This is a genomic window from Flavobacterium panacagri, from assembly GCF_030378165.1.
Lineage (GTDB): Bacteria > Bacteroidota > Bacteroidia > Flavobacteriales > Flavobacteriaceae > Flavobacterium > Flavobacterium panacagri.
Genome location: NZ_CP119766.1, coordinates 855,132 through 879,836 on the forward strand (window position 1 = coordinate 855,132; position 24,705 = coordinate 879,836).

The 24,705-nt window shown below is 33.6% G+C and carries 19 protein-coding genes; 8 read left to right on the forward strand and 11 right to left on the reverse strand.

The window, feature by feature from the left end; genetic code table 11:
* Positions 1-2 precede the first annotated feature (2 nt).
* Positions 3-3,131 carry a SusC/RagA family TonB-linked outer membrane protein gene (locus tag P2W65_RS04000; protein WP_289663677.1) on the reverse strand — a complete coding sequence of 1,043 codons (3,129 nt, stop codon included), beginning with the start codon at positions 3,129-3,131 and terminating at the stop codon, positions 3-5.
* Between the two features lie 582 nt (positions 3,132-3,713).
* On the opposite strand from P2W65_RS04000, the gene P2W65_RS04005 reads away from it, so the two are divergent.
* The 3 genes from P2W65_RS04005 to lepA all read left to right on the forward strand — a co-directional run bounded on the left by P2W65_RS04005 (position 3,714) and on the right by lepA (position 7,137).
* Entirely contained in the window at positions 3,714-4,430 is a 717-nt protein-coding gene (locus P2W65_RS04005) for an NUDIX hydrolase (protein ID WP_289663678.1), read from the forward strand.
* A 46-nt stretch (positions 4,431-4,476) separates the two neighbouring features.
* A complete protein-coding gene (locus tag P2W65_RS04010) occupies positions 4,477-5,178 on the forward strand; it encodes an NUDIX hydrolase (RefSeq protein WP_289663679.1) in 702 nt (233 codons plus the stop codon).
* A gap of 162 nt (positions 5,179-5,340) precedes the next feature.
* Positions 5,341-7,137, forward strand: coding sequence for a translation elongation factor 4 (lepA, locus tag P2W65_RS04015; protein ID WP_289663680.1), 1,797 nt, complete (start codon positions 5,341-5,343; stop codon positions 7,135-7,137).
* A gap of 91 nt (positions 7,138-7,228) precedes the next feature.
* Here the strand turns inward: lepA and P2W65_RS04020 are convergent, their stop codons facing one another.
* Complete coding sequence (locus P2W65_RS04020; protein WP_289663681.1) at positions 7,229-7,753, reverse strand: hypothetical protein; 525 nt, start codon at positions 7,751-7,753, stop codon at positions 7,229-7,231.
* Between the two features lie 250 nt (positions 7,754-8,003).
* Between P2W65_RS04020 and P2W65_RS04025 the strand changes: the two genes are divergently transcribed.
* Positions 8,004-8,621, forward strand: a complete 618-nt coding sequence (locus tag P2W65_RS04025; RefSeq protein ID WP_289663682.1) for an outer membrane beta-barrel protein — start codon at positions 8,004-8,006, stop codon at positions 8,619-8,621.
* A gap of 52 nt (positions 8,622-8,673) precedes the next feature.
* Here the strand turns inward: P2W65_RS04025 and P2W65_RS04030 are convergent, their stop codons facing one another.
* The gene (locus P2W65_RS04030) at positions 8,674-9,168 is read right to left on the reverse strand and encodes a hypothetical protein (RefSeq protein ID WP_289663683.1); all 495 of its coding nucleotides are present in this window, start codon (positions 9,166-9,168) and stop codon (positions 8,674-8,676) included.
* A 17-nt stretch (positions 9,169-9,185) separates the two neighbouring features.
* Positions 9,186-9,704: a hypothetical protein gene (locus P2W65_RS04035; RefSeq protein ID WP_289663684.1), complete on the reverse strand. Its 519-nt coding sequence runs from the start codon at positions 9,702-9,704 to the stop codon at positions 9,186-9,188.
* Between the two features lie 180 nt (positions 9,705-9,884).
* Between P2W65_RS04035 and P2W65_RS04040 the strand changes: the two genes are divergently transcribed.
* Positions 9,885-10,844 carry a helix-turn-helix transcriptional regulator gene (locus P2W65_RS04040; protein WP_289663685.1) on the forward strand — a complete coding sequence of 320 codons (960 nt, stop codon included), beginning with the start codon at positions 9,885-9,887 and terminating at the stop codon, positions 10,842-10,844.
* A gap of 39 nt (positions 10,845-10,883) precedes the next feature.
* Here the strand turns inward: P2W65_RS04040 and P2W65_RS04045 are convergent, their stop codons facing one another.
* Together P2W65_RS04045 and P2W65_RS04050 are read right to left on the reverse strand one after the other, a co-directional pair.
* Positions 10,884-11,381: a DinB family protein gene (locus P2W65_RS04045; RefSeq protein ID WP_289663686.1), complete on the reverse strand. Its 498-nt coding sequence runs from the start codon at positions 11,379-11,381 to the stop codon at positions 10,884-10,886.
* Between the two features lie 47 nt (positions 11,382-11,428).
* A complete protein-coding gene (locus tag P2W65_RS04050) occupies positions 11,429-11,908 on the reverse strand; it encodes a DinB family protein (RefSeq protein ID WP_109190986.1) in 480 nt (159 codons plus the stop codon).
* A 316-nt stretch (positions 11,909-12,224) separates the two neighbouring features.
* On the opposite strand from P2W65_RS04050, the gene P2W65_RS04055 reads away from it, so the two are divergent.
* Complete coding sequence (locus P2W65_RS04055) at positions 12,225-16,280, forward strand: T9SS type B sorting domain-containing protein (protein WP_289663687.1); 4,056 nt, start codon at positions 12,225-12,227, stop codon at positions 16,278-16,280.
* Between the two features lie 565 nt (positions 16,281-16,845).
* On the forward strand, positions 16,846-17,892 hold the full coding sequence (thiL, locus tag P2W65_RS04060; RefSeq protein ID WP_289663688.1) for a thiamine-phosphate kinase: 1,047 nt from the start codon (positions 16,846-16,848) through the stop codon (positions 17,890-17,892).
* A gap of 111 nt (positions 17,893-18,003) precedes the next feature.
* On the opposite strand, the gene P2W65_RS04065 is transcribed toward thiL, so the two are convergent.
* From P2W65_RS04065 to P2W65_RS04085, 5 genes are all read right to left on the reverse strand, one after another.
* Positions 18,004-18,702, reverse strand: a complete 699-nt coding sequence (locus P2W65_RS04065; RefSeq protein ID WP_289663689.1) for a response regulator — start codon at positions 18,700-18,702, stop codon at positions 18,004-18,006.
* The gene (locus tag P2W65_RS04070; protein ID WP_289663690.1) at positions 18,692-20,749 is read right to left on the reverse strand and encodes a tetratricopeptide repeat-containing sensor histidine kinase; all 2,058 of its coding nucleotides are present in this window, start codon (positions 20,747-20,749) and stop codon (positions 18,692-18,694) included. The genes P2W65_RS04065 and P2W65_RS04070 overlap by 11 nt, the downstream gene beginning before the upstream one ends.
* A 96-nt stretch (positions 20,750-20,845) precedes the next feature.
* Positions 20,846-21,085, reverse strand: a complete 240-nt coding sequence (locus P2W65_RS04075; protein WP_289663691.1) for a hypothetical protein — start codon at positions 21,083-21,085, stop codon at positions 20,846-20,848.
* 177 nt (positions 21,086-21,262) lie between these two features.
* Positions 21,263-22,081, reverse strand: a complete 819-nt coding sequence (locus P2W65_RS04080; RefSeq protein WP_289663692.1) for a LytR/AlgR family response regulator transcription factor — start codon at positions 22,079-22,081, stop codon at positions 21,263-21,265.
* A gap of 261 nt (positions 22,082-22,342) precedes the next feature.
* Positions 22,343-23,884 carry a glycine--tRNA ligase gene (locus tag P2W65_RS04085; protein ID WP_289663693.1) on the reverse strand — a complete coding sequence of 514 codons (1,542 nt, stop codon included), beginning with the start codon at positions 23,882-23,884 and terminating at the stop codon, positions 22,343-22,345.
* Positions 23,885-23,982: 98 nt separating this feature from the next.
* Between P2W65_RS04085 and P2W65_RS04090 the strand changes: the two genes are divergently transcribed.
* Positions 23,983-24,666 carry a ComF family protein gene (locus P2W65_RS04090; RefSeq protein ID WP_289663694.1) on the forward strand — a complete coding sequence of 228 codons (684 nt, stop codon included), beginning with the start codon at positions 23,983-23,985 and terminating at the stop codon, positions 24,664-24,666.
* Positions 24,667-24,705 lie beyond the last annotated feature (39 nt).

Consider the following 24,705-nt stretch of genomic DNA (forward strand, 5'->3'; position numbering starts at 1 on the left):
TATTAAAGTTTAACATTTAGACCTAACATAAATGTTCTTGGTCTTGGATAGTAACCCACATCAACCCCTGATGAAAACTTTTGATCATCATTAGAAGAACCAAATCCTATTTCAGGATCCATTCCGTCATACTTTGTGAAAGTATAAAGGTTCAATACTGAGAAATACATTCTAAACTGACTTGCAAAAAATGGTTTTGAATGTTTCATTTTTGCTAAATCAAATCCTAATGTTACGGTGTTGATTCTTAAGAAATCTCCATCCTGAACGTATAGATCAGAGAATTGAGTAAAGTTTCTATTATCCTCTGTTACTCTTGGCATTGTGTTCGAAGAACCTTCTCCGTGCCAACGGCTTAATATTGCCGAAGTATAATTTCCGTAAGTATTTGCCTGATTTCTGTACGATTGTACGATTTGGTTTCCAGCTACTCCATTTGCATTAAGCGAAAAATCGAAAGCTTTATAACTAGCTGATAGAGAGAATCCGTAAGTAAAATCAGGGTTTGGATTTCCGATGCTTGTTTTGTCTGAAGCATCGATTTTATCATCTCCATTTGTGTTTACATAAATCAAATCTCCAGGTGCAGCATTTGGCTGTAAAACTACTCCGTTAGCCGATTTGTAATTGTCAATCTGTGCTTGGTTTTGGAAAACTCCTCCTGTTTTATATCCCCAGAAATATCCTAATGGATGTCCGTTTTCTGCTCTATAAAACTCGCCTGAGTTATCGTAAAGTTCGCCATTTAAACCGTGGATAATTCCATCTGCATTTGGAATTGACCCAACCGTATTTTTATTATAAGCACCATTTGCACTTACGCTGTAATTAAAATCTCCAATTTTATTCTGATAGTTTAAACTTAACTCAACTCCTTTATTAACCACATCTCCTCCGTTAATAAATGGAGCGTCAGCACCAGCAGTTGCCAAGATTGGAGCTAAAATAAGCCAGTCTTTGTTTGTTTTTTTATACACATCAAAGTTCACACTTAATGCATTGTCCAAAAATCTTGCATCAAACCCAAGGTCAATTTGCTCTGAAGTTTCCCATTTTAGATCAGGGTTTGCAATGTTTTGAGGATATGCACCTGGTGTTAGTACACCTTCTTTATCGCCAAAACTGTAGTTTGTATTATTAGATTTTATCAAAGATAAAAATTGGAAAGATCTAATACTCTGGTTTCCTACTTGTCCCCAGCTTGCTCTAAATTTAAGGAAGTTGAATACTTTTGAATCTTTTAAGAATTCTTCATTAGAAGCAACCCATCCTCCAGAAACTGACGGGAAATAACCCCATTGATTTCCTTGTGCAAATTTTGAAGAACCATCTGCTCTAAGAGTAGCATTGAATAAATACTTTTCTTGGTAATTGTAATTTAATCTTCCGAAGTAAGACATTAAAACATTTTCAAACTTACTTCCTTTCATTGACATTCTTGCACCATCTTTATTGGTAGTGTTGTCAATCCATGCGTGTTCTAAATCATTAAAAACAGAATCTGCATTGGCTGCTTCTATAGAAGTTATATTGTAATTGATATAAGATGTACCAGCCATAGCTTCAAAATGGTGACTATCGGCTACGTTAAATTTATATGTCAACAAGTTATCCCAGTTGATGCTTCTGCTTTTATTCATGTTCTGATTTACTCTGTCAAAAGCATTGTTAGCATAAATTGACAATCTGTAAATTGGCGAATAAGAATGTCCTTCACTTACATTATAATCCAAACCTAAAGTCGTTTTGAAAGTCAGGTTTTTAACTGGCTGGATCTGCAAGTACACATTTCCTAATAATTTTTGGCTGTTGCTTTCATTTTGATTATTGTACACCATCAAAGCATAAGGGTTTGCCACACCAGTTAACCAAGGCTCTGTACTTCCTGAAGTATCAAAGTAGTTTCCGTTAGCATCATACATTGGCAGTAAAGGTGTTGCTTGAAAAGCACCTCTTAAAGAGTTGTTATATTGATTTCCAACACCAATTCCGTTTCTGTCAATGTAAGCAAAACTCAGGTTTTCTCCAATTGTCACAACATCTTTGTATAATTTATGTTCTGAATTGAATCTGAAATTATAACGTTCATAGTTAGATAAGTCTGGTCCTCCTACAACACCTTCTTGCCCTAAGTAAGACAAAGAAGCTGAATAAACAGAAGTCTCAGAACCGCCTGAAGCCCCAAAAGAGAAATTTTTTGTAGCCGCATTATCTGTCAGCATTTTATCCATCCAGTTGGTTCCAGAACCCATTCCTGCAATTTGAGCATTTGTAAAATACGGTGTATTACCAGAGTTTACTCTTGCTTCATTTAATATTGTTGCATATTCCCTAGCATCCAGCAAATCTACTTTTCTAGCTACTGACTGAACGCCATAGTATTGATCGAATGTGATTTGTCCAGTTGCACCACGTTTTCCTTTTTTTGTTGTAACCAACACCACTCCATTTGAAGCTTGTGAACCGTAAATTGCTGCCGAAGCTGCATCTTTTAAAACAGAAATAGATTCGATATCAGAGTTATTCAAATACGAAATATCCCCTGTAAGTACGCCGTCAACAACATAAAGCGGATTACTTCCTGCCGTTGAACCAACTCCTCTAATTACTACATTCAGGCTTTCTCCCGGTTGGCCAGAAGTAGAAGTAATTTGAAGACCCGCCGCCTGACCTTGAAGTGCCTGAAGCGCATTGGTAGTATTTGTTTTTGTTAGGTTTTCTCCACTAACCTGAGTTACAGCATTTGTAACCAAGGTTTTCTTTTGAGAACCATATCCAATAACCACAACTTCTTTAAGTTCTGCTGTTTCTGGCTGTAAAACCGCGTTGACTACTTTTTGATCGCCAACCTTAATATTCTGTGTTTTAAATCCCACAAAAGTGAATACTAAAACATCGCCTGTTTTGGCTTCAATTTTATATTTTCCATCAAAATCGGTAATAGTACTCGATTTTGTTCCCTGTACTTGTACAGTTGCTCCTGGAACTCCAAATCCGTCTTCGGCAGAAGTGATTGTTCCACTTACAGTTTTAGATTCTTGTGCAAATCCAAACTGCATCATAAATACGCTAAGCAGCACTGTCATAAAATACGACAGCTTTGTTGTTTTAATACAATTTTTGCTTTTCATAATAAGAATTGATTAAGTTTAAGTTATAGTTAGTAATTTCTACCCTAAGAGAAATCTGGAAAAATTTCCCAAGTAGGTCATGCCAAAAGTGAGGGCCTGAATCTCATTTCCAACATTTAGTACTTGCAAGACTATAAGCAGTTATTTTTTATCATTAAAATCGATTCGAAAACCAATTTCTAAAAAAAACATTTGTGGTAAGTTTAAGTTAAGTTGTAGCTTTGCCGTTTTTTACTTATAGTCAATTTGAATTTATCTTATGGTAAATTTGACTACAAGTGTAAAACAAATTTTCTATATTAACAAAATATTAGGGTTAATTTTTTTCAATTCTGAGAAATACTATTTCATTTTTATCAATGCTGTAAAAAGAGAAATGAAATCGAAATAAAAAATATAAGAAAATCAATGTTTTATAAAATTGACAATCAGTAGTTTAAGAATTAGGGATTTTAAAACCCATTTTCCGAACATTTTTAATTAACTGATTATCAATTTTTTGTTACGTTAAAAAAAATATAAAGCTTTGAAGAAGCCTAATAATCATTTTATTTATTTAATTTGTCAAAATTTATCTCAAATATGGTTGAAAATGTAGATGATAAAACTGCCTCAAAAAACGAGCACAGTGCCATGAATGCAATCACGATTGACTGCGTTATTTTTGGTTTTGACAAAGGCAGTCTTGAAGTACTACTGGTACAGCATGGTGAAGGTATCAGCAAGGGAAAATGGGGTCTGCCGGGAGGATGGATTTATAAAAAAGAAAGCACAGACAATGCCGCTCATCGATTATTGAATGAGCTGACTGGTCTTGATAATATTTACCTCGAACAGCTGAAAGCCTTTGGAGATCCAGATCGTTTTCCGCTGAGACGCGTCATTACAATTGGATATTATGCTCTTGTAAAAAGAGAAGATTACAATATTAAGGCAGGTTTTACGGCTTCAGACGCCAAATGGTATAAAATAAACAGCATTCCTGATTTGATTTATGATCATAACGAAATTCTGGCTTATAGTTTACAACATCTTAGAAACAAAGTCCGTCAAACTCCAATCGGATTTAATCTACTTCCTGAAAAATTTACTTTATTACAGCTCATGAGATTGTACGAAGAAATTTTAGGAATCGAGATGGACAAACCTAATTTTAGGAGAAAAATTCTTCACATGAAACTTTTGGTAGCTTTAGACGAAAAACAACAAGATGTTTCACATCGTGCGGCACAGCTGTACAAATTTGATCCAGAAATCTATAAGAAATTAACTGAAAAAGGATTTAATTTTGAATTCTAATTTTCAGTCTGTGAAATCTTTTTAAACTTCGAAACACAATATTAAATTGACAGAAATAACTACTAACGACCACAAACCAGCTGTTGAAGGAATCACAATTGACTGTGTTTTCTTCGGTTTTAATAAAGAGAGTCTCGAAGTTCTCTTGGTGCAGCACGCCCAAGGTGAAAGTAAAGGTAAATGGGGACTTCTCGGCGGATGGCTACAACGCGATGAAAGTGCCGATGATGCCGCCCAGCGTATTTTGCAGGAGCTTACTGGACTGGAAGATATTTATCTGGAGCAGTTAAAAGCCTTTACCAATCCGAAACGTGTTCCAGAAAGACGTGTCGTGACTATTGGTTATTACACTTTGGTCAATCGAGAAGATTATAATATCAAAGCGAGTTTAAAAGTTATTGAAGCCAAATGGTATAAAATAAATGAAATTCCAGACCTGATTTTTGACCACAATGAAATTTTAGAATTCAGTTTATTGCAGCTTAGAAATAGAGTGCGTCAAGCGCCAATTGGATTTAACCTTCTTCCTGAAAAATTTACTCTATTGCAATTGATGCATTTGTATGAAGAAATTCTAGGAATTGAATTGGACAAATCTAATTTTAGACGAAAAATTCTGCACATGAAACTCTTGACTGCATTGGATGAAAAGCAAAAAGACGTTTCGCACAGAGCGGCTAAACTTTATAAATTTGATGATGAGATGTACAAAAAATTAACTCAAAAAGGGTTTAATTTTGAATATTAATGCCAATTTTAATTCACATCTTTCAACTATCTAAGATCAGCATTCCAGAATCCAAAACTTTGCGCTATCTTTGCGCCTTAATAACACGCTTTAAAGCAATTGCTTTGGTGTGAATTATTCCCAAAAAATACTAAAACTCGTTTAGAGAACTGATATATTAAAATGAAGAAGATACGTAACTTTTGCATTATTGCACACATTGACCACGGTAAAAGTACATTGGCGGACAGATTATTAGGCGCAACACAAACCGTTACAGCTCGTGAAGAAAAAGCACAATTGCTTGACAACATGGACTTGGAGCGTGAACGTGGAATTACCATTAAAAGTCATGCCATTCAGATGGAATACAAATACAAAGGCGAGGAATATATCTTAAACTTAATTGATACTCCCGGCCACGTAGATTTTTCGTATGAAGTTTCGAGATCTATTGCTGCCTGTGAGGGAGCTTTATTGATTGTTGATGCGGCACAAAGTATTCAGGCACAAACGATTTCAAATTTATATTTAGCATTAGAAAACGACTTAGAAATCATTCCGGTTTTGAATAAAGTTGATTTACCAAGTGCAAATCCAGAAGAAGTTAGTGATGATATTATCGATTTATTAGGATGTAAATTAGAAGATATTATTCATGCTTCTGGAAAAACTGGTTTTGGTGTTGAAAATATCTTAGCAGCCATTATCGAAAAAATTCCAGCTCCTAAAGGAAATCCAGAAGAACCGTTACAAGCTTTGATTTTTGACTCGGTTTACAATCCATTTCGTGGAATCGAAGTAATCTTTAGAGTTGTAAATGGTGAAATCAAAAAAGGCCAGAAAATTAAATTCATGGCTACAGACAACGAATATTTTGCTGATGAAATTGGAACTTTAAAATTAAATCAGGTTCCTAAAAATGTAGTTTCTGCAGGAGATGTTGGTTATTTGATTTCTGGAATTAAAGAAGCTCGTGAAGTAAAAGTGGGTGATACAATTACTGATGCAAAAGTACCAACTACCAATATGATTACTGGTTTTGAGGATGTAAAACCAATGGTATTTGCCGGAATTTATCCCGTTGATACAGAAGATTATGAAGATTTACGTTCTTCGATGGAAAAATTACAGTTGAATGATGCTTCATTAGTTTTTACTCCTGAAAGTTCTGCTGCATTAGGATTTGGTTTCCGATGCGGATTCTTAGGAATGCTTCACATGGAAATCATTCAGGAACGTTTAGAACGCGAGTTTGATATGACTGTAATTACTACAGTTCCTAACGTTTCGTATTTAGCTTACACTAAAAAACATCCTGAAACTCCATTAATCGTAAATAATCCATCCGATTTGCCAGAGCCTTCAAAACTAGACAGAGTTGAAGAGCCATTTATCAAAGCTACTATCATTACAAAATCTGACTTTGTTGGAAACGTAATGAGCTTATGTATTGAAAAACGTGGTTTAATTACCAATCAAACTTATTTAACTACTGAACGTGTTGAATTAAACTTTGATATGCCTTTGGCAGAAATTGTATTTGATTTTTATGATCGTTTAAAAACAGTTTCTAAAGGTTATGCTTCTTTCGATTATTCTCCAATTGGAATGCGTACTTCTAAATTAGTAAAATTGGACGTCCTTTTAAATGCACAAACAGTAGATGCACTTTCTGCGTTAATTCACGAAGATAACGCTTACAACATCGGTAAAAAAATGACCGAGAAATTGCGTGAGTTGATTCCAAGACAGCAATTTGATATTCCAATTCAAGCTGCAATTGGAGCTAAAATTATTGCTCGTGAAACGATTAAAGCACTTCGTAAAGACGTTACCGCAAAATGTTATGGTGGAGATATTTCGCGTAAGCGTAAATTGCTGGAAAAACAGAAAAAAGGTAAAAAACGTATGCGTCAGGTAGGAAACGTTGAGATTCCGCAAGAAGCATTTATGGCTGTTTTAAAATTGAATGATTAAACTTTAGTATTAAGATTTAAGTACTAAGTATTAAGAATATAACCCGATGACTTTCGTTATCGGGTTTTGTTTTTATAATATGTTTATAAAACTAATCATTATCAGAATACATCAATTTTGATAAAATATACTTTACTAGTAAACCTGTTCCAAAAGCTACCGCTGCAGGAATAAAAAGCTCCAATCGTATATAAGTTTCTTTGTTTCTCAAATAATACTCGAAAGCAAAAGGCATTATAAGCGCCGTAATTACAAATCCAGTAATTGCAGGTATTCTTCTTTTCGGGAATCCCCAATAAGCTGCAAAGGATGCTATTACCAAAGAAATTAAAATGATCCAGATATTCATCTCACCCATCATAGCGGAAAATAAAGAGGAAGCCCACAAAATACACCACGCAACATTTTTCTTATCCTCTGCCTGTTTGTTTTCTTTTATTTCCTGAGACAACTCATCCTTAAAATCTAATACTACTTTATTGACTAAAAAATCTGCAATACCAGGATCATAGCCAATTCTTACAAGACTTTTTATTTCATATTCACTATCAAAAGTGCCATTTCTCATCCTATTTCTTAACTCGGCTTCTTGGTTCTGCGTTAGTTTATTGTACATTTATTAGTCTCTTTTTTTGTTAATCAAAAATATCAAAAACAATAACTAAAATTTCTTACAGCATAATAAATTCTTCATTTTTTTTATTTTAAATCTATTTCTATCGATTAATTAAAACAAGTAAAAACCTGTTAATTTATACAAATATTAACTTAATAAATTGATTTTTAACGCGTTTGACTAAACTCAAAGTGATTTAAAATGAGAAAAAGTATTTTTAATCTTACAAACAATTAAATTATGTAAGATTATGAAAACTAAATTATCAGTTATTTTAGCCCTTTTTACCTTTTGTTTTGCAAACGCTCAAGAAGACCAAGCTGAAGCTGAAATGAATTCTGCAAAAGGGGTAACTTTTCAACAAGGAGATATGTTTCTTGAAGGTTCTATAAAAATTAGTACTGGCGGCGAGGCAGACTATTACGGGTTTAGTCCAAAGTTCGGCTATTTACTAAATGATAAATTTGCAGTTGGAGCCAAATTAAATTACGCCAGCAATAAAGTTGAAACGACACAAGTAAAAACAAATGTATTTGGAGTTGGGGCTTTTGCACGTTACTATTTCTTAGAATTAGATAAAAAACGTTTTAAAACATACGCTGAAGTTGGTCTGGGTTATGGAAGAAACAAAACTGAAACACCACTTGTTGGCAGCGATACTGATAACAGTTTAACTGCAGATATCAATGTTGGATTAAATTACTTTGTAACCAAAAATATTGCAGTAACTTTTGTGCTGGCAAATGTTTTAGCTTACAACAGCGTCTCTCCAGAAAACGGCCCTTCATCAGATACTTTTCAATTAAATATCAATTTATTTGAAAACATCTTCGACCAGCCTCAATTTGGAGTTTTATATCGATTTTAGTCTTTCCAATTCGTAAAAAAAGCTGTCTTAAATTGAGACAGCTTTTTTTTATTTATGCAGAAGGCTGTGTAAAAGACCAGCCAGCCACTATTAAATCTCGAACTACTTCGTTTGTTTCAGCTCCATCTTGGAGCGTATAAATATCATGTCCCACTACAAATGATTCTGTCATTTTTTTTGATCCATAAATAGCGCCAAAAATTAGAGCAAAAAAACCTCCCACCACAACAAATGGACTTAATAACATAAAGTTATATGCTAACAGAGAAATTGCCAAAATTACAAGTCCCGCAGTTATCCATTGTGATTTTGAAGCGGATTGTTCGTGGATTGCTTTGCAGGAAGAACATCTAGGTATTCCAATTAAAATTTTAGAATATTTAACCGATCTGTAAACCACAATATTTGTACGATCATTAGTTACAAAAAGCGGCACGAAATAGCAATCATTCATTGTTTTCATATGATTTTCACCACAATAAGTACATTTCGTTTCGTACGGTTCAAATCTTTTGTGATGTTCATTAAAAGAGTAATTGTCAATCATAATTCATTCTGTTTAAGTTAGTCTGATGGCAGGATTCGGGATAAAATATATTTTACTAATAAACCAGGTCCAAAAGAAAAAAATAATGGGATTAATATTTCTAGATTCAAGAAAGTACTTCTTCCTTCAAAATAAAAACCACAAGCAAAAGGCATAATCATTGCTGCCAAAGTATAACCCACCATTCCAGGAATTGGATTGTCTTGATTTCCATAATAGCCACAAAAACACGCAACAATAATCGAGATTAAAATTATGATGCTGCTATCGCCTGCAAACATGCTTAAAAAAGTGGTAATCATAATTACGGCAGAAAAGGCGATTTTTTCTCTTTCTTCTGTTTCTTTAGCTTCTTTTGTTTCTTCATAAAGATCATCTTTATGCATTTTAATGACTTTTGACAACATCTCTTTTGCCAAAATAGGATCATATCCTAATCGAATTAATTCGATTAGTTCTTGATTGCCGTCATAAGTTCCTGCTCGAAGCTTCTTTTTAAGTTCTTCTGTCTTAGTATAAGATAAATCGGTTTGCATTTGGGTTGTTTTTGGTTGTGCTAAAAATACAGTTTTTTTTAAATCAGCCATTAAACATAGAAAAATAATTAACAAGATAGTTCTTGATATTTAAAAATTTACAGAATTTAGAATTTTATAAATTTTCAAAACCAATCCTTTGTAACTTTGATCCTTTAAACCTCTTGAACTCAGAAAAAAATGCTTGACGAAACTCCTAAACGATTTGACCGGATTATTGCCATTCTAATTCAATTACAATCCAAAAAAATTGTAAAAGCACAGGAATTAGCTGATCGTTTTGAATGCAGCTTAAGAACTATTTACAGAGACATTCGAACACTGGAAGCCTCTGGAGTTCCAATTTACAGTGAAGCGGGAGTTGGTTATGCTTTAATGGATGGTTACAGACTTCCTCCTGTAATGTTTACACGCGAAGAAGTCAGCAGTTTTATTGCAGCTGAGAAACTAATGCAGAAATTTACCGATCCTTCTTTAGGAACACATTACGCGTCGGCAATGTACAAGTTAAAAGCAGTTTTAAAAAGTAACGACAAGGATTATCTCTCCAACATCGAATCGAGAATTGTAATGCAAGATGCAGAACCAATGTTTAATGATAATTCGCCCAATACTTTGGCCGTTCTTTTTGAGGGAATCGCAGAGAAAAAACAAATTCTTTTGACTTATAAAACTTTTGAGAAAGACGAGACCACTCAACGTAATTTGGAGCCAGTAGGAGTTTTTCATGATAATAACAACTGGTATTTTTTAGGATACTGTCATCTTCGAAAAGATTACCGTCAGTTTAGAACCGACCGAATTCAGGGAATCAAAAAAACCGATGTTAATTTTACAATCGAACACGATGATTTAGAAACTTATTTGACTAAAACAGAAACCTGTCCAACAACAAAAGTCCGCCTTTTAATTGACCGTAAAATAGCAAGATATTTAGCGAGCGAGAGAAAATATCATGGTTTTATTTCACAAAAAGAAGTTGATGATAAAATCGAAATGACCTTTATGTCCAGAGATATCAATAATGCATTTCCGAGATGGTTTTTGATGTTTGGAGATTATGCTGAAATTCTGGAACCTGAAGTATTAAAAACAAACGTTCTAAAATTACTGGACACCAATAGGAAAAGGTTATCATAAAAAAACTCCCGAGAACATTATCTTCAGGAGTCTTTTCGTTTATTTCTGTTTTATGACATTGTAAAAATTATAATCTGTATTGGAAGCATCAGTAATTCCAATATTTCTTCCTATAGTTACAATCTGTCCGCGGTGATATGTGCCGTGATTAATTACCTGAATCAGATAATCTGCAATTGGCAGTTCACATTCAAACCATGGATTTGTTATTTTAATTTCTGTGCTTAAATCTTCTTCAGACAATGAGTTGATGAAGTGTTTCAATTTTGCAGATGAGTTGAGCAATCCTTCAAAAATCTCTTCTTTAGATAATTCGTTTTCTGCCTTCTTTTGAGAAACATCTTTTTGAGAAATTACAGAAAACCAATATTCTTCTGTAGACCAAATATGATCGAGTGTTTTCATTATGGTTGAAAAGCTCGAAGGCACTTCTGCAGACAACAGTTCATCTGACTTCGGCGAAAGCCAGTTTACAAATTGCTGGTTTACCCATAAATTATAATCGGCATAATTGGACATTATCTTCTTTAAACTCATTGTCTTAATTTTAGATTTGTATTATTAAGTTAAGAAAAAAATATCAATTATCTTTCCCAGAAAAACGGCGGTTCGATATTTAAAGCTCTTAAATACACATAAGCTTGTCCTCTGTGATGCACTTCGTTATCAATAAAATATAAGATATTCTGAATAATTGGGAATTCATACTGTCCAAAAAGATTAAACGTTTCGCTAAAATCTTCAATAGACAATTGTTCCCAGTATGTATTGATTTCTTCTGTAGCTTCGTCCCATTTTTCCAGATACTGCGCTTTAAAAATCAATTTTTCTCCTCCTTCTGAGAATGCTTCAGTTTGTTTCGTTACAATTCCTCTAAGTCCTGGAACTGCAATAGCCAAAAGTTCATCAACCAATTTTGCAAAAGGACGCATACCTCCTATTGAAAATTCGAAGAAATCTTTCTCTGGAAAAATCTCAATTAATCGACGTGTAAGAGCACGATGTCCTTGCCAGTGTTTCAATAAATCTTCTTGTGTAATTACTTGTGCAGCTAATGTTTTCATGGTTTTAAAGTTTAAATATTTTTAATACTTCAAAAGTAGAATGGGCCGGTGACAACAGTTTGTCAGCAGGAAAAAATAATTTTTAGAATATTTTAAAATTCTTTCTTTAATCGTAACAAAAACTAACGCTTCTCTTTCCTATTTAAACAACTTAGGCACTTTATTTACAAGCGGTTCACTAATAATTTAACACAATTAAAATTCTCTTTCATTTTTGTTTAAATAAGGTTAAAAAATCATAAAATACTGATAATCATAATTTTAAAGATAAATAATTTCGTAACTTTAAATAACCCTACTAATAAAAATATGAATTATGAGAGCGGCTCTACTTCTACTTTTATTATTTTGTTCGGCTATATCTTCATCACAAGGAATCATAGTCGATACTACAAGCTTGGGTATTCCTGAACTGGTACGAACAGAATTAATGCAGAATGGCTGTTCAAACGAAAGTAATTTTAAATTCTCCTCGCGTCAGGGAATCGGTAAATTCACAAGTACTAATCCAAACTTTCCTATTTCCAGCGGTATCATTATACGAAACGGAATGGCCAAATATACCGAAGGATCCTATACCGGCAATAACGAAAGCAGTAAACTGAATAATGCTACCGATAGCGATTTACAGCAAATCAGTGATAGCAACGGACAAGTTGTACCTGTTACAGATGTCAGCTTTCTTCAATTTGATTTTACGCCTTTATCAAGCAATTTTAGTTTTGATTTTCTGTTCGCCTCAAATGAATACGGTGAATTTCAATGCGGATTTAGCGATGTATTTGCTTTTATATTAACTGATTTAACAACCGGAATTTCTACAAATCTTGCTGTAGTACCAGGGACAACAACTCCAGTTTCGGTCAAAAATATTAGAGACCAGCAGTATAATTCGTCCTGTTTATCTGCCAATGCAAATTTATTTGACCGTTATAATGTTGCCAATCCAGCTGAGTCTGCTATCAATATGAGAGGTGAGACCAAAGTTTTAACTGCTTCTTCAACTGTAATTCCAAACAGAACTTATCGCATAAAATTGGCTATTGGCGATTATAACGACAGCAATTACGATTCAGCAGTTTTTATAAAAGGAGGCAGTTTTATGACTACCATGGATTTAGGCCCCGACAGAATTATTTGCCAAGGCGAAAAAATCACACTTAAATCTGATCTCGCAGGAAATTTCAATTATGTCTGGACGCTAAACGGAGCAGTAATTCCAAACGAAACCAGCAATTCTTTGACAGTCGATAAAGCCGGAACTTATGGAGTTACTGCAACTCTTTCTGGCTGTGTGGTTAAGGATGAAGTTGTAATTAATGATTTGATTATTAAAACTCCTAAAAACTTAACTGCTTGTTATAGTACAATTGGCACTTATCAATATGATTTGACTCAGAACAATTTAACTGAATTAGGCATCGATCCCGCTAAATATTCGATTTATTATTTTGATTCTTTAGCTTCCGCTAATGCCAACGAACCAATTATCCCTGAAAATCAGTTAAAATCTTATGTTAGTTCTGGCAATCAAACTATATATATAAAAGTGGTACCTGTTAATGATAAAACCTTCTTTTGTGATAATTTCATTTCATTTAATTTATTAGTAACAGATCCGATCAATGTGATAAAACCACCAGACTTAAATGCTTGTGATACTGTTTCAAAAAATGTAACCGTCGATTTAACTGTTCAGGAACCAATCATCTTAAACGGATTAAATTCTTCCCAATACAGAATCAGATATTATCAAAGCGAAACTGATGCAAATCTAGCCCGAAACAATATTGCAGATCCTAAAGTTTTCACTACGTCATTATCACAATCACCGAAAACGATCTGGGTGCGTATTGAAAATATTTCCAATTCCGTTTGTTATACAACATTAAATTTCAATGTAATTGTTCATCCGTTGCCGATTGTAGATAAAATTCCAAATGTAATTGCCTGCGAGAGCTATACCCTTCCACCAATTACAAATGGCGAATACAACACCTCAACAAATGGAACGGGAACTAAACTTGATCCAGGATATATCGTTACCAAAAGCGGCACTTACTATATCTACAAAGGCCCTACTACAAACAGCTGTACCAACGAAAGCAGTTTTAATGTAACGCTGATTTATGAAATTGGTTTTAAAAAAGAAGCTTGTGGACAATATACCGTGCCACGAGTACCTGCGGGCGGTTTTTTCACGCAGTCTGGAGGACGTGGCGATGTTATTCCCGAAGGAACGGTTTTTACAGCAAGTCAGACTATTTATTATTATGCTGTAATTAATGGGGCTGTATGTCGAGATATTCCAGTTCCTTTTACCGTTTATCCGCTGCCCGAAATAGACAAACCTGCGAATGTTGTTACCTGTGATTCATATACATTACCTCCTTTGACAAACGGAAATTATTTTACAGTATCAGGCGGTTTAGGCAAAGCTTTGAAAGCGGGAGATAAAATAACTTCCAGTCAGACGATATTTGTTTTTGCAAATGACGGAAGATGCACCAATGAGCATTCTTTTAAAATTGATATCGTAAATTCTCCCGTTTTTGTTCCAATCTCAAGATGCGGCAGTTTTACTTTACCTGCAATTGCTATTGGCGGTTATTATGAAAGTCCGGGAGGGCAAGGCAAAACTATTCCAGCCGGAACTGTTATTACCAACTCACAAACTGTGTATTATTATGCGGCAACAACTACTTCACCCAATTGTACCGAAAATCTTAAATATGTAATTACCATAAAACCGCTTCCGCCAGTAGACACTCCTGCAAATAGACTCGAATGTGCACGTTACGTTTTACCGCCATTAGTAAATGGAAACTATTTTACAAAACCCAACGGCGGAGGAACACGATTAAAAGCAGGTGACATTATAACTACAACACAAACTATCTATGTTTATTCAGTTGGGCCTGAATGTACAAACGAACATAGTTTTACTGTTCAAATAAAACCTCTTCCAGCAGTTGACAGTTTTACAGACGTAGTAACCTGCAATGATTTTAAACTTCCAAAACTTAAAAATGGAAAATATTATACTGCTACGGGAGGCCCGCATGGTTTAGGAACACAATTAACAGAAGGAACAGCCATCAATACCACACAGACTATTTATATTTATAACGAATGGGCCGATTTTACTTCCTGCAGTAATGAAACTTTTTTTAAAGTAAATTATCTAGGGATAGATGTTGGCAGTTTCAGCAACATAAATGTTTGTGACAGTTATACTTTACCTCCGCTGATATTGGGAAATTATTATTCACAACCAGGCGGAAAAGGTTCAATTATTCCAGCAGGAACTATACTAAAAACCTCCCAGACCATTTATGTTTATGCTGTTTCAGGCACACGCCTAACCTGTGTGAGCGAAAAGAGTTTTTCAGTTACTATTTCTCCAACTCCCGTGTTGACTAATACTCCTGATGTTGCCATTTGTGAAAGTTATACTTTACCTCCTCTAGCAGTTGGAAATTATTACAGCGGCCCCAATGCTACAGGAACCTTATTTACTGCCGGTCAAAAAATAAATACTAGCCAGAGATTGTATATCTATGCGTCATCGCCTACAAATCCTAACTGTTTTGCTCAGGATGATTTTTTTGTTACAATTTATCCTTTAAAAAATTTCTCATTGCAAAACGGAATCATTTGCGTCGATTATCAAACTGGAGCATTATTAAATCCTGTGGTATTGAATTCCAGAATTAATTCATCAGACTATACTATTGAATGGTATTTTAATAACAACAAAATGGGTACTGGACCAACATATACTGCAACTCAAGAAGGTATTTATACCGTTGTCCCCGTCAAAAACATACCAGATGTTGGTAACGACTGCGGTTATAATCCAGCCACTTTAACCGTCGAAAAATCAAGTCCGGCAATTGCAACCGTAACAGTTTCGGATGAATTTGAGGATGATATAGATATTACCGTAAACCTAACAAATGGTTTTGGAATCTATGAATACCAGCTGGATGATGGTGATTTTCAAACCAGTAATATATTTAAGGATGTAGATTCAGGAGAACACGCTATCACAATAAGAGATATCAAAGCAAATTGTGACAATCTTATTTTATTTGCCAAAGTGCTTAAATATCCTAAGTTTTTTACTCCAAACAATGATGGTTACCATGACACTTGGAACATTCCCGATCTTGCAGATCAGCCAGATGCCGTCATTACTATTTATGATCGCTATGGTAAATTCATCAAAATGATTAAGCCTTCTGGCGCAGGCTGGGACGGCAATTTCAACGGCAGTCCGCTTCCTTCTTCTGATTATTGGTTTCAGGTTACTTATACTCAAAATGGCGTGGTTCAAGAATTCAAAGCACATTTTAGTATGAAGCGATAATAACTTGAGCGTACTAGAATTCTTCACGCTGCCATAGGGATCTTTTGTAAATGTGATACCATTTTTTCTATATTTGAAAGAAAAAGCTTTGGGTATAATCACAAATTTGTCTTTAAATCAACTTAATTTGAAAAATATTTTTACAAAACAAACCACTTGTCACAAAAATATTTTAAAAACTTTGGCCTTTTACACAGCCTATATTTTAATTTCATTTCTTTTTTTTTATGTCCTCCCTCATGGAATCTGCGCACCAGGTCCAAATGCAATATTAATTTTGTTGGCACCTTTTATTATTGGAATTCTCACTATTACTAATTTGATAAAAACATTCTCAAATAGAGAACACTTAGGTTCACTATTAATTCATTGTTCAGTCTTAATTATTTTACTCTTTTTCATATTATAGTCGAAGTTTCATAAAGTTCATTTGGAGAAAAATCCGGACAATCTCAATAAAAAAATCAAATCTTTCTGCTTCAAACTAATAATCGAACTCTGTTTATAGTTATTCAATCCTCAACTTTGTACCTTTGCAGCTTACAAACTTTGGAACTCAGAAAAAATGATAGAAGATAAAAATCCGCAGCGAACCAGCATAGCTCAATTAGGCGAATTCGGTTTAATAGACCATTTAACCAAAAACTTTGATGTTACTCAGGAATCTACTTTAAAAAGTATAGGCGATGATGCTGCTGTTCTTGATTTTAAAGACAAAAAAGTAGTTGTTTCTACTGATTTATTGATAGAAGGAGTTCATTTCGATTTGGCTTATATGCCGTTAAAACATTTAGGATACAAAGCTGTTGTCGTAAACGTTTCTGATATCTGTGCTATGAATGCGAAGCCAACACAAATTACGGTTTCAGTAGCGGTTTCAAATCGTTTTCCACTTGAAGCACTAGAAGAGTTGTTTGATGGAATCGCGCACGCTGCAAAAGAATATAAAGTAGATGTAATTGGCGGTGATACTACCTCATCTCAAAAAGGCTTAATTATCAGTATTACTGCAATTGGTGAAGCTGATGAAAAGGAGTTGGTTTACCGAAATGGAGCACAAAAAACCGATCTCTTGGTTGTAACTGGAGATATCGGTGCCGCTTACATGGGATTACAGGTTTTAGAACGCGAAAAACAAGTCTTCCAAGTTAATCCAAACAATCAGCCAGATTTAGATCCTTATACTTATTTAGTAGAACGCCAGCTGAAACCAGAAGCAAGAAAAGATGTTAGAACTTTGCTCCATGCTTTAGACATTAAACCAACTGCAATGATTGATATTTCAGACGGATTATCTTCTGAAATTATTCACATCTGCAAACAATCAAAAGTGGGTTGTAATTTATATGAAGACAAACTGCCTTTAGATCCGCAGTTTATTTCTGCTTGTGAAGAATTTAATATCGACAGCACAACTGTTGCCATTAACGGCGGAGAAGATTATGAGCTTCTATTTACAATTGACATCAATGATTTTGACAAAATAAAAGGAAATCCGAATTTCTCTGTTATTGGTCACATGACAGAAGAAAATGAAGGAATACATCTTGTAACACGTGCCAATACCAAAATTGCTTTAAAAGCACGTGGGTGGGACGCTTTGACTGAGTAGTTTCAGTTTTCAGTCTAGGTCGCAGTATTCAGTATATCCTAACAGGTTTAAAAACCTGTTAGGTATTTTTTTATTGTTAAGTTTCGTTTGAAAAATCTGAAATCTAAAATTTTAAAAAAGCCCTTTACTTTTAGCTTCTCTCACCAAATCATCATCAGAACCACTTCTTATTTTCAATAATTCTTTTAGATGTGCTTTTCTTTTTTCTATCGCATTTATAGAAATTGGAATATTCTGGAGCATCTCATTGATTGCAGCTCTTTTTGACAAATGAACTAATATCTGTTTATCATATTGATCAATTTCAATAGCATTGTGAGTCGTTTGGTTCAACATCTTTACTACAGATTGGCTGTAATACTTTTCATTTTTCATTACTTTATCAAAAGCCAATAGCAATTCGTCAAAAGTAAGGTCATTTTTAATGATTAATCCATTGGGCTGAATGCTTCTGATTATCGTTTTAATTTTTAACAATTCAGTATACATCGTCAATAAAATAATCTTGCAGGAAGGCATTTTCTTTGACAAGAGCTTTGCTAAATCTTCGCCAGAAAAAATCTCTTTTTCCTCATAAGGAGGCATACTGATATCTAAAAAAGCAATATCAAATACCGGCGTGTTATCATTTTCTATTATATCATATCCTGATTTACAATCGTGCGCTTGTGCAATAAAAAACTCATATTGCTTTGGATTATAACGAGTTATAGCGTTTTTATATCCTTCAATAATAAATGGATGGTCATCTACTATTAAAATATTCTTTTTAACTAATTGCGGAACTGGAGCTGTTAAATCAAATGTCATTATTATGCAGGTTATTATTGGGATCTATTGGGATTTTTACAATTAAGGCTGTTCCTTCTCCTTTGGCAGATTTTATAGTAACTGCCCCCTTACATTCTGCTGCTCTATATTCGATATTATGCAGGCCTATTCCGTTTTTGGTTCTATTGACATTAAATCCTACTCCGTCATCTTCGATTATTAGTACCAAATGATCGTCTTCATTCTTAAACTCTACTTTAATAAAATCTGCTTTAGCATATTTATTACAATTTTGAAGTCCTTCTTGAATAATTCGATACAAATTGATTTTGACAATATTGCTAATCAATTCCCATTTAATATCAGGATCGAAAGAAGTAATTAATTTCGAACTAAATGTATTTATCTGATTTTCAAATAGTTTATTAAGAATTACGACAAAATTATTAATTAATTCGGATTTTTCTCTATTTAAATCATGAGAAATTTCACGAATATCCTGCTCAATATTTTTAAGCTCTGCCAGATATTTTTTCCTTTTAGAACTTGCTTCAGCCTCCTCTACTTGATCCAAACCATCTAAACTGATTCTGATTCCAAACATTCTGCCCAAAACACCATCGTGTAATTCCTGTGCAACTCTTTTCTTTTCTTGTATTCTGGTCTGTTCAATTTCGTTTTGCTGTGAAATCATCAAATTGTAAATATCTTCATTTGCAATCTGCTGCTGCTGCTTAAAAAGCAATTCTCGATTTTTGGCCTGCTGTGTTTTATACACATAAAAAAACAGCCCAAGCAATGTACAAATACTAAAAACATAAACCAAAGTTTTATTTTTTTCCTGAAGATTAGAGTTCTGATCTTTTATTTCATTGGTTTCATATTCGATTCGGGAAAATTTTTCTCCCATCTTTCGTTCTGCTTTAAGCATTTTATCATTTAGCTTGATATATTCTCTAGAATATTTTGATGCATTTCCCGGATCAATAATTGCTATCTGTTTAAGTACATCTAACGTATTAGCTATTTGATTCGATCTCCTTGACAAAACCAAAGCCTGATTACAATATTCAATAGCTGTAAGAGTATCTCTTTTGTAGGCAAAATATTCAGACAAATGTAATTTACTTAAAACTACACCAGATTTAAGTCCTAGAGTATCTCTTATTTTTAGTGCGTTATCAAACTGAATAAATAAATCTTTCGTTTCTCTCAATCTAAACTTGGAATAGGCTAAGTTATCTAAAACAATAGCATACAACTCCTTATTTTGCTTATATAAATTATCTTCATTTAATGCTTTTTGAAAATACATTTTTGCTGCTCTGTAATTTTCTTTCTTTAAGTTAACATAACCAATATTATTTAGTGATGTTGCTTGCAATTGAAATTCAGCAGGCATGGATTTATCCTTAACTATTTTTAAGGCATTATAATGAAAATCAAGTGCTTTTTGGTATTCTTCTCGTTCATTATATAAGAGTCCTAATAAGTTGTAACAATCATAAAGCAGATCATTGACATTTTTCTCTTCCTTTAAAATTCGTAATGCTTTAAAAACGCTAATTTCACTTTCGAAATAATCCCCTTCATTAAACTGAAGATTTGCTTTATTTAAAAATGTCTTAGCTAAATTATATTTGTCTTTTATTTTCAAATAAACTTTTTCTGCCTTGAAATAGTTCATAAAAGCACTATCAGATATGGATTGTGAAACATAATAATCTCCTAAATAACTGTAAGCTTTTGCCATATTAACAGAATCTTTAGAATTTAAGGATCGCTCTAAAATTAGCTCTGTTGTTATTAAATATTCCTTCAAGTCACCCATATTATAATATCTATTTGCAACTTTAAAAAGATTCACTTTATTAATAGAATCGTCCTTTTGATCTAAAATTATATCAAATGCTTTCTCATTATAAGTCTTTTTATCTTCTGTTGTCAGATTTACATCTTTAGCCTTAGATAGGTAAACTGTAAGACTATCTTCTTGTGAGTCTAGGTTTTTAGGATCTTTGTTTTTATTGACACAACTCAACAAAACAAGGCAAAAAAGGAATAATATTACACAATTATTTTTCAATATCGTTTAAGAGTTTTACCAAAAATAGTAAAAGTATAGAAACAAAAAAAGGCTGCCCAAAATGGACAGCCCTTTTTATACATATCTGTTTTTTTCTTAGTCTACTTTTACGGTCATTCTTTTAGATTGACTATCTGCAGCAAAGCTGTTTAAATGCTTAGAATTTACTTCTGATTTTCTTAACGCAGCAAAATCAGCCTTTTGTCTTCCGCCATTTGTTGCACCTGTACCTGTAGGAGGATTAATTTCTATTTTACTTGAAACTTCTGGATTTGCAAAAGAAGCTGCTACCATTACTAAAGAGAATAATCCGATTGTCAAAGCTGTTTTTTTCATGACCTGAGGGGTTTTAAATTTTAGTTTATTTTTTTGGAGAATGACTGCTGTTTATTGCGAATCATGGTGTAAAACTAATACGGAGGCCAAGAAAAATTTATACGAAAAATTGAGTTTATGGTAGATCATACCCAATTGATAGTCAATGGATAGCAAATCCGTGTAAACGTCTGGTTTTTAGATTTCTAAGTAATTTCCTGCAGCAAAATCGGAAATTATAAGATCGACGTTTGTTTTGTAGGTTTTAGAAAATGGAATTTTTTTGGAAGAGTTTTTTATGTAACAGATTGAATTTCCGCTATGAATTCTTGCAATGTAATTACGATTAATTACATAACTGTTGTGAATTCGAATAAAAGGATATGTCAAAACACTCTCAAAATGCTTTAACGTTTTAAATGCCGTAATCATTTCACCAGTATTCAAATAAATATCGGTCGAATTATTATCGGCTTGAAAATAACAAATATCGGCTGCATTTAAATATCGATAATCACCATAGGATTTGATGCAGATCGTTAAAGGTTTTTCGACATTCTGCGGAATGGTTACATTATTTACATTATCGATTACGATAGAAGTTGGTTCTTCTTTCAACAGCGCTGTTTTTGACTCTAAATTGGCTTTTTTAAGCTTCAAAACTGTTTTTAGAAGATCAACATGCGCAACAGGTTTTAAAAAATAATCAGAGACACCATATTGAATAGCATCAAAGGCTTTGTCTTTTTTATGGGTTGTAATAATAATTTTTGGAATTTCCTGAAAGAAGCGATGCAGTTCACTGATAAAAGACAAGGATAATTCGCTTGCCTTATTTTTTGGATCAATTTCCAGAAAAACCAAGGCTGGTTTGTGTTCTAAAATCAAATTTAAGCCTTCGTGAAAATTTGATGCCGAAGCCATAAAAGATAATTCTGAAAAACCGTCGGCGGTTGTTTGGGTCTTCAAAATACTTTCAGCATCATCATCAATAATAATATACGAATACTTTTTCAATTTTTGGTTTTGTTGCTTTTCTCACTTCACAATCAAAATAATCTAATTTGATTCTATGCGAAAAAAATTAGTTTTCGGCATTTTACCGCATTTAAAAATACGGATTTTAGATTTTTAAACATTTCATTGTTAACACATTACATTAAAATGTTGATACATAATGATGAAATGCAAAAAACATCGATAAAATACGTCTTTTTAAAAATCAAAAATCCCAAACTCCTTTACGGAATTTGGGATCTATAGTATAGTATGTAAAGATTACATTTTCATTAACCAGTTTTTCATCGAAACTTCGTTTTCGATAATACCTCTTAATTCAGCAATTTTCACACGGTCTTGTTTCATTGTATCTCTATGACGAATCGTTACCGTTTCGTCTTCCAATGTCTGATGATCCACTGTAATACAGAAAGGCGTTCCTAAAGCATCTTGTCTTCTGTAACGACGTCCTACAGCATCTTTTTCATCATACGCCACATTGAAATCCCATTTCAAATCTTCGATAATTTTTCTGGAAACTTCTGGCAAACCATCTTTTTTAACTAATGGTAAAACCGCTGCTTTAGTTGGTGCTAAAACCGCTGGTAATTTTAAAACTGTTCTTGTAGAACCATCTTCTAATGTTTCTTCTTTTAATGAAGTTGCAAAAACTGCCAAGAACATACGATCTAAACCTACTGAAGTTTCTACTACATAAGGAACATAGTTTTCGTTTAATTCTGGATCAAAATATTGTAATTTTCTTCCTGAATATTCTTCGTGTGCTTTTAAATCGAAATCGGTACGAGAGTGAATTCCTTCCAATTCTTTGAATCCAAATGGGAAATTAAATTCGATATCCGCCGCCGCATTTGCGTAGTGTGCTAATTTTTCGTGATCGTGAAAACGGTAATTTTCTTTTCCTAATCCTAAAGATAAATGCCATTTCAAACGCGTTTCTTTCCAGTACTCGTATGATTTCATTTCTTCTCCTGGACGAACAAAAAATTGCATTTCCATTTGTTCAAACTCACGCATACGGAAAATAAATTGTCTTGCCACAATCTCGTTTCTAAACGCTTTACCCGTCTGAGCAATTCCGAAAGGAACTTTCATACGACCTGATTTCTGAACATTCAAAAAGTTTACGAAAATACCCTGTGCTGTTTCTGGACGCAAATATAAATCCATTGCATTCTCTGCAGATGCACCTAGTTTTGTTCCGAACATTAAGTTAAATTGTTTTACCTCTGTCCAGTTTTTAGAACCAGTTTCAGGATCAGCAATTTCAAGCTCTTCAATCAAAGCTTTTACATCAGCCAAATCACCTGCACCTAAAGAACGCCCTAAACGCTCTCTAATTTCTTTTTCTTTAGCCAAATATTCAATAACACGAGCATTAGTTGTAATGAACTCTTGTTCGTTGAATGCATCTCCAAAACGAGCTTTTGCTTTGTCAATTTCTTTTTGTGCTTTTTGGTGAATTTTTTCAGCATGATCTTCAACCAAAACGTCAGCTCTATATCTCTTTTTAGAATCTTTATTATCAATTAATGGGTCATTGAATGCATCAACGTGGCCTGAAGCTTTCCAAGTTGTTGGGTGCATCAATATCGCAGCATCAAGGCCGACAATATTTTCATTCATCTGAACCATTGATTTCCACCAATATTCACGGATATTCTTTTTTAACTCGACTCCATTTTGTGCATAATCGTAGACTGCACTTAATCCGTCGTAAACTTCGCTTGACGGAAAAATAAATCCGTACTCTTTTGCGTGCGAAACCACATTCTTAAATATATCTTCTTGTTTTGCCATAGTGATGCAAAAATATAAAAAGTACCTTTAAAAAAAAGAAAAATTATAAAGATTGAACCATTGATTTTGTTATTTTCGTAAATAAAATCTTTCTTTTTGTGATTAATTATCTAATAAATTTGTTTTTCCCGAAAGTCTGTGACGGATGTCGAACTCTTTTACTGCAAAATGAAACTGTTTTCTGTACTTCCTGCCGACACGAAATGCCTCTAACTCAATATCATTTAGATCCAAAAAATGAGGCCATAAAAAAGTTTTACGGCAAAATTGACATTCAGTTTGCATCGGCTTTTTTGTATTTTAATAAAAAAGGAATGGTTCAGGAACTCATTCATAATTTAAAATACAAAGGCCATCAGGAAATCGGAACTGTTTTAGGAAACTGGTATGCCGAAGACTTAAAAGAACTTCAACTCGAAATTCCTTTTGATGTTGTAATTCCTGTTCCGCTTCATAAAAAGAAATTTAAAGAACGAGGTTATAATCAGGTGACAAATTTTGGAAAGGCAATTGCTTCTAGTTTTCAAATTCCTTTCAATGAAAATATTCTGTTTCGAAAAGTGTACTCCAAAACACAATCCAAGAAAAATCTTTTAGGCCGTTCTGAAAATATTGAAAACATATTTGATGTAATTTCAACAGAAGAAAATCAAAACAAACATTTTCTGATTGTTGACGATGTGCTTACAACGGGTGCAACACTTGAAGCTTGCGCCAGGGCACTGCTAAAAATTCCTGACGCAAAAATCAGTATTGTTTGTATGGCGATGGCGCACTCTTAAAATCAAATTTCAATAAAAAATCCAAATTCCAGTAAGCTT